Genomic DNA, 11,086 nt, shown 5'->3' with positions numbered 1-11,086 from the left:
CGATGGCGCCTGAACAACGCACCCGGCAGCAGGAGCTCGCGGCCAAGCGAGCCGCCCTTCTGGACACGGTGGAGGATGCCGAACGTGAGTGGGACGAGGCGCGCGATTGGCTCTTCGATGCGCGCGGCACCCGAGGCGAGGGCAACGCCCAGGGCGAAGCTGCGAGGGCCGAGAGCGCCTACAACGCCGCCAACGACGCGCTCACCGACTGGGAGGCCAGTGCAGAGGGCGAGGAATGGAAGCGCCTGGAGCAGATGGAGCAGCGCGAGCGGCGAGCCGGAGGGCCGGCACGGTGACCCACTCCCCCGGAGCTGCTCTTCTCAGCGGCCGTCGCCTCGCGGTCATCGGCACCGCCGGGCGCGACAAGACCCGCGTCATGGACAGGCCGCTGTGGGATGCCATGTGCGCCGACCTGCAGGCCAGCATCCACCCGAGCGACGAGGCCGTCTCTGGCGGCGCCGCCTGGTCGGATCACCTGGCGGTGCACGCCTTCCTGCAAGGATGGTGCGGCACGCTGCGCCTGTTCCTGCCGGCCCCCCTCGTGCAGGGGAGTGGCTGGCACTTCCAGGAGGCCGGCAAAAGCGCCGGCTCCGCCGCCAACTGGTACCACCAGCGCTTTTCCGCGGCGTGCGGCTTCGATTCCATCGCCCAGATCCGGGAAGCCATCGCGCGCGGCGCCGTGATCGACTTCGAACCGGCCCGGCCGGGCTTTGGCGGCATGTTCGCCCGCAACGCCAAGGTGGCGGGCTACTGCACCGCCGTGCGGGCCTACACCTTCAATGCCGGCGACGAGCCGGCCGACGGCGGGACGATGGACACCTGGCGCAAGGTCGCGGCCGCCGATCGCACCCACGTCGATCTGGGCGCCCTGCAGCAGGCGTGGCTGCAGCAGCACGCCCCCGCCGCACCCGGCGCCGCCGCGCCGCGCCAGATGACGCGGGCAGAGAGATTCCGGTGGCGCAGCCCCTGAACCTCACGACGCAGTGCCTGGACAACTGGGCTGAAAAGCTGCCGCAGATCAGCGATCCCGAGCTGACCCTAGCGATGGTTCGGTTCGCAGAGGTCCTGCAGCGCGTGCCTAAGTTCCTGCTGCCGGAGGGCGGACGGCCCATCGACGATCCGGCCAGTGTCGCCAGGCTGTACCCGGAGCTGCACCTGCCGTTTCCTGCTGTCGCGCTGGAGTACCTGGCCGACGGGCCCATCGGCGAGCACGAGGTGGCCAGCCGCAAACGCATCTCGCTCGCCTGGAGCCTCGATCGCGGCGCGCCGCCGCTCTTTGGCGAGCTGACGGGCGTGGAGCTCGCTCCAAGTCGAGGCATCCTGGTGCAGTCCATCTCGTACATCAACCAGGTGGACATGTGGATGCCGATCTTCGGGATGATCGTGGTGCACTTGGAGCAATACCCCGGGAAGATGCGCGTGCAGGAGTTGCGGCCTCAGATGGCCGAACTGACCCGCCATCGCATGCGGTCTACCAAGGGCAGCACGGAAACCTACTCGGCCACCGCGTACGCCACGGTGAGCCGCATCGTGCAGCAGTACGGCCCCGAGATGGCCGCGGACCTCGTGGCAGCGGATTCCGGCGACGAAGTCCTGGCGGCACTGTCCTTCGCCGCGCTCAGCGCGTGTGCCAACGTCAGCACCGAGGTCCTGCCGGCGCCGGCGGCGCTGAACAAGAAGCGCGAGGCCCGCGGGCGGCCTCCCATCTTCGACACGCGGGTGCTGATGGTCACCTCGAACGGGTACCGCGGCCGCGCGCGTGCGAACGCGGCCGAAGCGGCGACAGGCATTACCTTGCGGGAGCACCTGCGTCGAGGGCACGTTCGGCGCCTGGAGGACAAGATCGTGCTGATTCCGAACGCGGTGGTGAACCCGGGGGTTGCCGACGCGCCGGTACCGCGGTATGCGCTGCAGAGGGAGCGACCGCGCGGAGCTTAGGGACGCGAGGTCTTCGCCCTCGCGTCGCTGGCAGCCGGCCCCTGCGATCGCCCTACAAGGACTGCGTCGGAGCTGGCAGCACCCTGCCGGGCCAGACCGGCACAGAGAGCCCTGGCGGCGGGTAAGGATCTAGGCAGCCGCAAGCAGCGCCGGCGACATCTTTCCACGGCAGGGGGCACGTGCCCCAGGAGACGCGGCAGCTCTGCCCATACGGGCGCGTCACCGCGACGCCAGGGCGCGCGGGTGCGCCGTTGGGATACGACATCGCGCACGCGCGGCCCGGAACCGTGTACGGAATGGAGCGCGCCAACTTGGTCTCGTTGCTCCAGCACGCATTGGCAATGGGCAGCGGTCGGATCTGTTGATACGCGGCGAGTGCCGGCGAGGGTTCCGGGATTCGGATCGGCGAGTCCTTGCGGTCGTACCGCAGCAGCAATTCAACCACCGCGGCTGCATCACCGGAAACGACGTTAGCCCCAGCGACCAAAGCGAGCTCCGGTCGGGTCAGCGTTCTCTTGCCAGGGTCCTGCGCGTCCGGAATCTTCCCGCCCTCCTTCTCCATCTTCTCGCGAGCCTTTTTCGCCTCGATGTCGAGTTCCTGGCGAAGCCGCAGCACCCGCTCATTCCGGTATGCATCGAACTTGTACGTGTCGGGATCTTCCACCGGATGCGCCGGCCCCATCTCTGTCGGCTGGAGCGCGCGCTTTCCCACCTCCCACAGCAGCCACACGAGGCCACTTCCACTCTGCAGCTCGCCCGTCAGCATGTCGACGTTGAAGTAATCGGCGAGGTCGTTGAATTTGCGCAGCCCGTCAGCTGCCTGCTTCGCTTGATCCGCTGCGATCTGCTGCGGCGTGGGGCCCTTGAGTTTCCCCTCCGGTAGGCCATCCGGACCGTTCGGCACCTTTTTCGGCCCCGGGCTGGGCGTCGGGCCGGGAAACAAGTCGATAGGGTCCAGCACCAGTGGATCGCCGGGTGCCCCCGACCCCTTGTACGGCGGTGCCGCCCACGACATCGTTGCCACGAGTATTCCGAACGCAAGTAGCGCACGCTTGAATCTCACCATCGTGCGGCTCCCGGCTGCTGAACTCGGACGGGATGACGCGGTCCCGATGAAAGTCATGACGCAGCGGCCTGCCTGCATAGCCCGCTTCGCCTCCAGTTCGGGGAAAGTCTCATTCTCCATCGCCGTGCTCCGTCATTTCTAGAAGTGAACATTCCAGCCAGCGAGCCGCGAAACACAAATCACCGCGGCCGCGCGCTGCCTCCTCACATCATCGAGCGCCAGAAGCGCCCGCCGCTCCCGCTCTACAACGGCCTCCTGGTCAGCTGCGGCACGGCTACGCGCGCTTGCGCAGCTTCTGCTTCGCAAATTTGAGCAGTTCCTGCGGTGTCGGTTCGCCCCAGGTCTCACGCGCGAGCCACCGGAAAAACGCCGTCTGCGATGCCTTGGACGCCTTCTTGCCCACGCGCAGCTGCGGCACTTCCTGCTGCGCGTTGTATGCGTCGATCATCCGGGTCTGATCGGCCAGCTCCAATTCCTTGAAGTAGCCATCGGCCTCGGCCATCCTGTGCAGCGCGAACTCCTGTTCGAGCTGATCGGGCTCCTCGGCGTGGCTCTCCCCCTTGACCTTCGCTTCTTCGGCCATTCCCCATCCCTGCGCCAACGCCTGACGGAAGTAGGCAGCAGGCTTCTCCAGCTTCGATGCGCGCTTGTCAGCTGCCCGCTTCTTCGTGAAGTCGATCGCTGTGCGTACTTCCTTGGCGGTGTGATTGCGACAAAGCTTCTTGGCCTCGGACTGCGGCACGCCCATGCGCACCATCTCTCCGACGAGCTCAAGGTTCTCTTCATCAGAGATCGCGCCTTCGACTGCGGGCTCAGCCTTGCGTTCAACCGTGAACCTGACTGTGTTGATGCGCCTGCCGATCTTCGTCTCCAGCAGGGTGATCATGTGGTTGGACTCGCTGTTGATCTCGGCGATGCAGGGGTTGAGCACCTTCTGCTTGAAATACTTGTACTCCGCGTAGGCCTTCGCCTCGCTCGTCTCGCCGAGGATCATGTCGCGGAATTCCTGCCACTGCATTTCTGCAGTGAGCTTGATCCGCTCGAAGCGAACGCAATGCTCGTAGATCGGGATGCTGGCGGTCTTGCGGAACCTGCGCACCACGTTCATGTCGATCAGCGCGTAGATTTCGGGATCGAGCACGTGATCACGCAACTGGCGGCTGATCTGGTACCGCAACACGTCGGGCCGGATCTCCACTTCGGGAAAAAGCACCGACGCCTTCCAGAGAACGCGCTTGTTCTGGGGTGCAACAACGTCCCACTCGAAGACGATGCGCATGAGCTGTTCGGCCGACTGCTTCAGGTACTCTCGGTTGTTCGAGTCGAAACCTGCGTCGACGGCCATCACGCGCACCGGGATGGAGTACCACCCCTGTTCGTCTGCGGGATTGGCCATCGCGTTCTTCAGCCAGACGTTCGCCAGCTTGCGCTGCAGCATGGACATCGGCGCCTTGGGCTTGCTGTGAACGACCTGAACAGCCTTGCGAAACGCGTCCGGCGTCTCTGGCAGCTTGAAGAGGCCGATCTGTGCTTCCGTGATTTCCGTTGCGCGCCTTCGAGATGCCATGGTGACTTAGGTGGCCAAGGTGAGAGACGATTTCCACCTATCGTAGCCCAGGGCTGCCCCCGGGCTTAGACTTTTTGGCAAGCACCAAGCCGTTGTGAATTTAAGAAAACACTTTGGTCCCTTTAATACCTTTGGCAGGCTGAAATCACGCAGTGGCGCGGGCTGGCGGCCGATGTGGTGACCAGGTATGGGATGAATGGTCGCCGCCCATGGTCGGCCAGGTGTGTGGATATGGGCGATGTGGCACCCGCTGTGGTTCGTGAGGTGTGTGGACATGGGACCACAGGTGGAAAGCTCTGGGACCGAAACGTCAGGTGCCTCTCTATGGGACGTCGCAGCTCCCCGCCAATGATGCGAGCGTCCGTTAGGCAACTCGCGTCGTGGTCGCGACCCCCGCGAAAGGTGTCGCTCTGTGGGACACCAGCCTAGGGCACCAGCTGTGGGATGCGGCCTAGATCACAGAGCTGAATGGTCCGCTCCTGGGGGCACCATCCATGGGACGGCGCTCAGGTGACCAGATATGGGATTTCCGTACCAGAAGGGCCTCTTGGTGGCTGGTTGATCGGCCATGGATGTCGCTGGGGATGCATGCGCGATAGGTGGCCACTTATGGGATGTGCGACAGGTCGCCGCCTATGGGATGCGGTGTCCCGCCGTGGCGACTTCAGGGGCCCCTGAAAGGTGGCCATTTGTGGGACGCAGGTGAAGTCGCCGTTTATGGGAGCGAACTGGGCCCTTTGGGGTGGCGGATCCGTATTCGCAGGCGGCACTTCGTGGGGAGTACGGTGACCGTCTATGGGATCGCGCGAGCCACTCGGCCTGGTGCGACGCGCACAGGTCGCCACTTATGGGACGCTGGCGACCCGTTGTGAGGGGAAAGAGGCGACTGATGGTGGAATCCGTCCCATAGGCGGCGACCTATCGGCCCCGCCCATCCACGCTGTCCCATAGCCGGTCACCTTTGTTGATGAAGCTCAACGCACCTGCAGCGACGGTGCGCCCAACGTGTCACGGAGCCCTGTTGAAGGAGGATGGAGATGGAGACGCAGAAGCAACGCCCCACGCGCCTGTTTCGCTCGGTGGAGGACTTCCTGAATCTGCCTCCCGCGGAGATCGTCCCTTGCCTTCGCGCCTTTCAGGACTGGATCACCCGAAGCCAGGAACTGCGGGCCAGCGCGCAGCGTCAGGGCCTGCCGGCGGCCTCACTGAACTTGGGCGAATTCACATGGCATGCCCGAGAGGAGCCGTCCGCACAGCGCCCTGCCGCGCCCTATGCAGGAAGCACGGCGATCGCAGACCTGGGCCTGCGCCCGAGCGCGGTGCGCAAGCTGCGTGAGATGAATCTCTATGCGCTGGAGGACTTCACCCAGAGCAGCGAGGACGAGCTCAAGGGGGTCCCCGATGTGGGCGCCGCGACGGTCGCCCAGATCCGCAGTCTCCTGCACGCCGCGGGCCTGGACTTCCGAGAGAGTGCGAACCCCATTCGGCGGGCGATGGAGCGAGCCAAGCTTGCCCGGCTGCTGCCGCCCGGGGAGAGGCGCGTCGCCGACGATGCGCCCATCTCGGAGCTGGGGCTTCGGCCGCCCACCGCCTACAGGTGTATGGAGAAGGGCATCACCACGATCGGCGTGCTGCGGGACAAGCCGCTGCGGGAACTCTGGCTCGCGTTCGGCGAGAAGACGGTGCTGGAGATCATGCAGACGCTTGACAGCGTCGGCCTGGAACTGACTTCGCGACCGACCCAGCTTGAACGGTGGCGAAGCAAGGCGATTGCCAAAGAGGCGCTGGTCCCTCCCCGTGATGAGGAGCCCGTGACAGAACTGGAGCCATGGCTTGGCGACATCTGTGGCCACCTGCAACGTGATGGCGTGGCCACCGTGGGCCAGGCGCACGCCCTTGCGGCCGCCGGTGGCCGCAAGGTCAGAGGGATGGGCCCTCATGCCTGGGAGAAGCTCCTGAGGCACTTCGGCGTCGGCCAGTCTGGAGCGAACCTGCCGCCCTCGCTGCGCTGAAGCAGCCCGGCGGGGTTGGCGTTTGAGTTTGCAGCTGTGTCTACCTAAGATCGGAGTAACTCATCCATACGCACCCGATCATGACTTTGACAGCCGCCCCGGTCGACACCGCCCAGCTCCGTGCCAGCGGCATGCTTGCGTTCGCGCTCGCCCACATGCGCCAGGCGTACGCGCAGCAGGCCATGGATTCGCCCGAGGCGGCGCAGGCCCTGTCGATCGCTGCGGGCCGCCTGGAGGAGGCGCTCCACGTGCCCGCGGTGGACACGGCGGTGGTGGTGGAGTCTCTGATCGAAGTTGCGCAGCGGCACGGCGAGGACAGCGACCCGGACCACGAGGTCGGCGATCTGCAGGACTTCCTGCGTGCCACCTGGGAGGTGCTCGCCCCGGGCCAGCGTGCAGCGCTCCTGTGCTCAGCGGAGATCTCCTCGGTGGTGGAGGGCGCGACCGGCGAAGGGTTGGCCACCCACACCGACGAGGCAACGGACTGGACGCGCGTCATGAAGCGGCTCGGGCTGGATCCCTCGAAGCCCTACGATGGGAAGACGGTGCTGGAGCACACGAACATGCACCGCCTCAAGCGCCTCGCTGCCGGCGAGGAAGCCGATGCCGTGCCCCGCTACGTGCACGGAGCCTGGGACCACATCTTTCAGGAAGGCCGCCCCGCCGTTCCCGTGCGCTTCGTCTACGACCGCCAGGGCGGCGAACTGGTCGCCCTCGAATGCCAGATCAACCAGGGCTGGTCTTCGGCGTCGGAGGCCGAGATGGGCGACGTCGAGGACAGCCTGAAGAACGGCAACGAGGACGCCATCGACGATCCGGACTCCTATGGCCTTGAGGAGGGGGATGTCCTGCCGGACTGGGCTGCCAGCGAGAACGCGCGGGCGGTCGAGCGCGCTCGGGGCTGAACGTGCCCGCCAGCGCCGCGCAGTTTCTCTTGGAGCAGGCGCTGCGCCGCTATGCCGCGGATTGCCGCGACGCGATGACGCGCTTACGGGGGAGCCGCACGATCGAAGAGGTCAAGCGAGCAGCAGATGTCCACGCGCAGCCGATCGCGCGTGCGGTGCATCGGACCGTGCCGGAGCATCGAGCACTTGCAGCGGCCGCGCAGCAGCGCGCCGAGGAGATCTGTCGCGGTCATCTGCAGCACCTGGAGCAACTGGCGAAGCAGGACGAGGCGGAAGCGTTCAGCTTGGCGCTGGAGCGGTATCGCCGGCGTGACTGGCAACTGCTGCGAGGTGATTTTCCACGCGTGGCTGGGCTCGTCGACCGGGAATCCCGGAGCATCGAGCATGCATTTGGCGAGGAGCGGCCGCGCGTCGCCCGGCCGCGCCCCTGAGGCGAGCGCCCCCCGGTAGCTCAGATCTTGTTCCAGCGCGGGTGCAAGGTCGCAATGGCCTGGCGCTCCGCCGCGTCCAGTGGTACGCCGGCAGCAACCCATCCGGCGCGCCTCAGTTCATCCAGCGCGGTGTAGCGCAGTTGGAAGCGGCGACCCTGCCGCAGGCCCTCCGCGATGCGGAACACTGCGCCTCCGCTCTTCGTCGAGTGCGTCCAGTAATGGCGCGCCGGGCCGCCGGTGCCCGTGCGAATCCAGCGCTTGAGCACCGTCTGCTCCTGCGACTTGCCGACGTAGCAGACTGCCCCTCGGTCGTCGACGACGAAGTACAGGAATGGTCCCTCAAGTGGCGAGGACTCGAGCGGACGTGTCTGCGGCCCTTGTGCCGGCAGCGGCCCCAGGATCGGGTACTCATGGTGGGCAAATTCGACCTTGTTGCGCCGGAAGGTACCAGGCAGCAGGTGCGTGAATTCCCAGGCGAGGTGAGTGGGTACGGCGGAGATGTCCATGGGCGACTCACTGCGCTTCGCCGCGGGAAGCGATCTCGGGCTTGACGGTGGAGGGGGCGTGCCCTACCTCCGGGTTGCTCATTCGCACGTGGTAACCGAGGCGAACCAAGTCGATGAGTTCGGCTTCGGTGCGGCAGCGTCGGCCTTCGGGGTCGTTGCGGCTGTTCGTTCGGTGCGCACGGAAAAAGCCGTCTGCGAAGCGATGTGGCCTGAGCGCAGTGCCGGCGCGCTTGCCGCGAGGGACGATGTAGACGAGCGTTTGCATGAGGCTCCTGAGTTGGTGCAGGCCCTGAGGCCGGCTGGAAGGCAGACTGTGCTGCTCCGATTTAGGCCGGCGCTCCAAGGCAAGCGGCATTAATTGCGGCGCTTCGCCGGCGACCGCCAGAAGTCCAATTCCGCTTCCGCTTTGTAGACCTCCGCGAGCCTGGCGCTCCAGCGTTCCACCTCTCGGGCATTGCCGTTCGAAAGCAACCTCGGCGCGGTGCGTTCCAGGATCGCGGTGATGGTCGAGGGCGACGGGTCAGTCCCGCGTTGCTTCACCAGAAGTTCGCGCATCTGCTGCCGAACGCTGCGACCCGTGTCTGCAGACTTGAGGATCGCCTCCTTCACGAGGGAGACCTCCATCTCCAGGGATGCCATCATCCCGCCGCGACGGCCGCCTCGAGCTTCCAACCCTGCGAAGTGCGCCTGGCCCTCCATGTAGGCGTTGCGAGTTCGGGAGACCCACGTCGGGTTGCGCCCCAGCGCCGCTGCCGTCTGGGTCAGGCTCAGCCCCTGCTGAGCCGGTAGCAGGACGGCGAGTGCGGCGCGCAGTTGCGCTGCACTGTCGGTCACCTTCACGTCCCTTAGCGCCCGCTCAAGGGCCGCGTCATTGGTCCTCACTGGCCGCCCCATGTCCCCGGTCCTTCCTCGCAATGTCCGAGGATTATTGCTGTTTGCCCAAGAGACTCGAGCCGGAAGGGCTTTGACGTGCGGCGTGGAGGTACGGCGGGCGCTGTGTGCCCCGCGACCGCTCCTGCGATTCGCGCCCCTCTCAGCGCGCTTTCACCAGGACGACCGTGTCGCCGTCCACCGCGAGGGGCTTGAATCGCGTCCCCGGGGCGGCCGCACGCAGATGCCTGATGATTTCGATCTCCCAGTCCTCCAGTCCGCCCAGCGGAAGCAACTTCTCGATGGAGGACCACAGGAGCGGCGCCTCCAGTTTCTGGAGCAAGTCGCGCTGCGCGAGCTGCAGCACCGCGGCGAGAAGAGAACTTTCCTGATCCAGACCGTCCCTGCCGACGCGGCGCGCTACGTCAATGACCTGCGCCGCAATCCGCGGGCTGAACTCCTGGATGCCGCACCCAAGACCTGTTGCGAAGCCACGCGCTGCATTGATGCTCAGAGGAGTTTCCCCGCGCAGGAACTGGCTCACCGCACCCTGGTTGCCAATGCCATACAGCTCACCGAACTCAGCCTGAGAGGGGTGCTTACGGGAATCCCAGAGCACCAGCAGTCGCCGCGCCTCTTCCTTGTGCTCGGGTGTGACTTTGGCTGCTCGGTTCTCGGCTCGCATGAGCGCCATGCTAGCCGCAAGCGCAATAGGTGGTGCTGCGCTCACAAGCGGCAGTACAGTCGGTGATGGCCTGCAACGCGTGGAATCACCCTCCTGATTGCACCTGCGACTTTCGGGGTGGGTGGCACGGCGGCCTGGGCTCGTTCGAATCCGGGTTCGACCAGAGATTCTTCAGCCGCCACCTTCGTGACCGTTCCGAGGCACGCCAGAAAGAAACCTGGTCGAGCCTTTCGGAAGGCTTCACGAACCCAAACGCGCATTGCCCGGTGTGCGGGTCCCCCGTGTTCTTCTACCAGTCCCCGTATGGGGGCCGCGTGTTCTTCGACGACCTCGGCCCTCCGTGGCCGAAGCACTGGTGCACGGATTCGTCGCGGTTCGACGAGGCAGCCGTCGCCTGGAGCGCGCCGGTGCCAGGCGCGAGCACCCCGCGATGGTATGAGGACGGGTGGCGGTCGCTGACGCGGGTGTATGTCGACCGCGTGTCCGACAGCGTGTGCAAGATCAGGAGCGCCAACACGGAGCTGATATTCCGCTGCTCGGATCCTCCGGCCATCTCCGCCGCGCGGGTGCGGCGCCGCGCTGACGGATCCTATGAGCTATCGCTGCTGGAATACGACGAGCGTGTCGGCCTGTGGGTAACGCACGAGGGGATTGCACGGCTGCACTATGCCGGGATGAAACGAGGGGATCTCCCGCTGGTGCGAAAACCTGTTGTCGCGCCATCTCACGCAGAAGCCCCCGGCCCCCACGAAGCGGTTGCCTGTGCCGCGTCCGGCGAGGACCAGGTTGAGCCGGGGTCAGCGACGCCAGTGAACGGTCAGGAGACTGACGGAGCCTTGGCCCCTCTGGCGAAGAAGGCGCGTTTTTTTGTCAGATTGGCATCCCGGGACAAATCGGGAACGGCGCCGGCTGAAATGCCGCCCGCGATTCAGGTGGAAGTCCGCAAGAGGATCACCCTCGTGAAGCGCGCTCCCAAGGAGAAGTGATCTTCGGGGTCGGGCGCGCAATCTCTCCTCGATCGCACCTGCAGCCAGGAGGTCGCCGCAGCCTCGGCCCAGGTCAACACCGGGGGGCAGGGTAGCTCCACTCCTCGGCGACCGGATCGA

Annotated in this window: 13 protein-coding genes; 7 read left to right on the top strand and 6 right to left on the bottom strand. The window is 65.9% G+C overall.

The genetic code is table 11. The annotated features are described in order from the left end of the window. The first annotated feature begins 2 nt into the window (after window positions 1-2). The 3 genes from WG923_RS14550 to WG923_RS14540 all read left to right on the top strand — a co-directional run bounded on the left by WG923_RS14550 (window position 3) and on the right by WG923_RS14540 (window position 1,938). Window positions 3-296, top strand: a complete 294-nt coding sequence (locus WG923_RS14550; RefSeq protein WP_340351704.1) for a hypothetical protein — start codon at window positions 3-5, stop codon at window positions 294-296. Window positions 297-376: 80 nt separating this feature from the next. Continuing rightward, window positions 377-970 carry a hypothetical protein gene (locus WG923_RS14545; RefSeq protein WP_340351703.1) on the top strand — a complete coding sequence of 198 codons (594 nt, stop codon included), beginning with the start codon at window positions 377-379 and terminating at the stop codon, window positions 968-970. Continuing rightward, window positions 955-1,938, top strand: a complete 984-nt coding sequence (locus tag WG923_RS14540; RefSeq protein WP_340351702.1) for a hypothetical protein — start codon at window positions 955-957, stop codon at window positions 1,936-1,938. The genes WG923_RS14545 and WG923_RS14540 overlap by 16 nt, the downstream gene beginning before the upstream one ends. A gap of 52 nt (window positions 1,939-1,990) precedes the next feature. Here WG923_RS14540 and WG923_RS14535 read toward each other — a convergent pair whose 3' ends face one another. Both WG923_RS14535 and WG923_RS14530 read right to left on the bottom strand, forming a co-directional pair. After that, a complete protein-coding gene (locus WG923_RS14535; RefSeq protein WP_340351701.1) occupies window positions 1,991-3,004 on the bottom strand; it encodes a hypothetical protein in 1,014 nt (337 codons plus the stop codon). A gap of 274 nt (window positions 3,005-3,278) precedes the next feature. Beyond that, a complete protein-coding gene (locus tag WG923_RS14530; RefSeq protein WP_340351700.1) occupies window positions 3,279-4,571 on the bottom strand; it encodes a replication initiation protein in 1,293 nt (430 codons plus the stop codon). Window positions 4,572-5,608: 1,037 nt separating this feature from the next. On the opposite strand from WG923_RS14530, the gene WG923_RS14525 reads away from it, so the two are divergent. The 3 genes from WG923_RS14525 to WG923_RS14515 all read left to right on the top strand — a co-directional run bounded on the left by WG923_RS14525 (window position 5,609) and on the right by WG923_RS14515 (window position 7,919). After that, window positions 5,609-6,583, top strand: a complete 975-nt coding sequence (locus WG923_RS14525; RefSeq protein ID WP_340351699.1) for a hypothetical protein — start codon at window positions 5,609-5,611, stop codon at window positions 6,581-6,583. 80 nt (window positions 6,584-6,663) lie between these two features. Beyond that, the gene (locus tag WG923_RS14520) at window positions 6,664-7,488 is read left to right on the top strand and encodes a hypothetical protein (protein ID WP_340351698.1); all 825 of its coding nucleotides are present in this window, start codon (window positions 6,664-6,666) and stop codon (window positions 7,486-7,488) included. A gap of 2 nt (window positions 7,489-7,490) precedes the next feature. Next, window positions 7,491-7,919, top strand: coding sequence for a hypothetical protein (locus WG923_RS14515; RefSeq protein WP_340351697.1), 429 nt, complete (start codon window positions 7,491-7,493; stop codon window positions 7,917-7,919). Between the two features lie 20 nt (window positions 7,920-7,939). On the opposite strand, the gene WG923_RS14510 is transcribed toward WG923_RS14515, so the two are convergent. The 4 genes from WG923_RS14510 to WG923_RS14495 form a co-directional block, all read right to left on the bottom strand. Next, window positions 7,940-8,425 carry a hypothetical protein gene (locus tag WG923_RS14510; protein WP_340351696.1) on the bottom strand — a complete coding sequence of 162 codons (486 nt, stop codon included), beginning with the start codon at window positions 8,423-8,425 and terminating at the stop codon, window positions 7,940-7,942. Between the two features lie 7 nt (window positions 8,426-8,432). Continuing rightward, window positions 8,433-8,690 (bottom strand): hypothetical protein, encoded by a 258-nt coding sequence (locus WG923_RS14505; protein WP_340351695.1) that lies wholly within the window; start codon window positions 8,688-8,690, stop codon window positions 8,433-8,435. 89 nt (window positions 8,691-8,779) lie between these two features. After that, on the bottom strand, window positions 8,780-9,265 hold the full coding sequence (locus WG923_RS14500) for a helix-turn-helix domain-containing protein (protein WP_340351694.1): 486 nt from the start codon (window positions 9,263-9,265) through the stop codon (window positions 8,780-8,782). 193 nt (window positions 9,266-9,458) lie between these two features. Continuing rightward, window positions 9,459-9,980, bottom strand: coding sequence for a hypothetical protein (locus tag WG923_RS14495; RefSeq protein ID WP_340351693.1), 522 nt, complete (start codon window positions 9,978-9,980; stop codon window positions 9,459-9,461). A gap of 314 nt (window positions 9,981-10,294) precedes the next feature. Here WG923_RS14495 and WG923_RS14490 point away from each other — a divergent pair, with 314 nt between their 5' ends. Next, window positions 10,295-10,966 (top strand): hypothetical protein, encoded by a 672-nt coding sequence (locus WG923_RS14490; RefSeq protein WP_340351692.1) that lies wholly within the window; start codon window positions 10,295-10,297, stop codon window positions 10,964-10,966. Window positions 10,967-11,086: the final 120 nt, after the last annotated feature.

It is taken from the genome of Ramlibacter sp. AN1133, from assembly GCF_037890035.1.
Taxonomy (GTDB): domain Bacteria; phylum Pseudomonadota; class Gammaproteobacteria; order Burkholderiales; family Burkholderiaceae_C; genus Ramlibacter.
The sequence above is the reverse complement of the archived record's forward strand: the minus strand, read 5'-3'. Positions and strand labels throughout refer to the sequence as shown.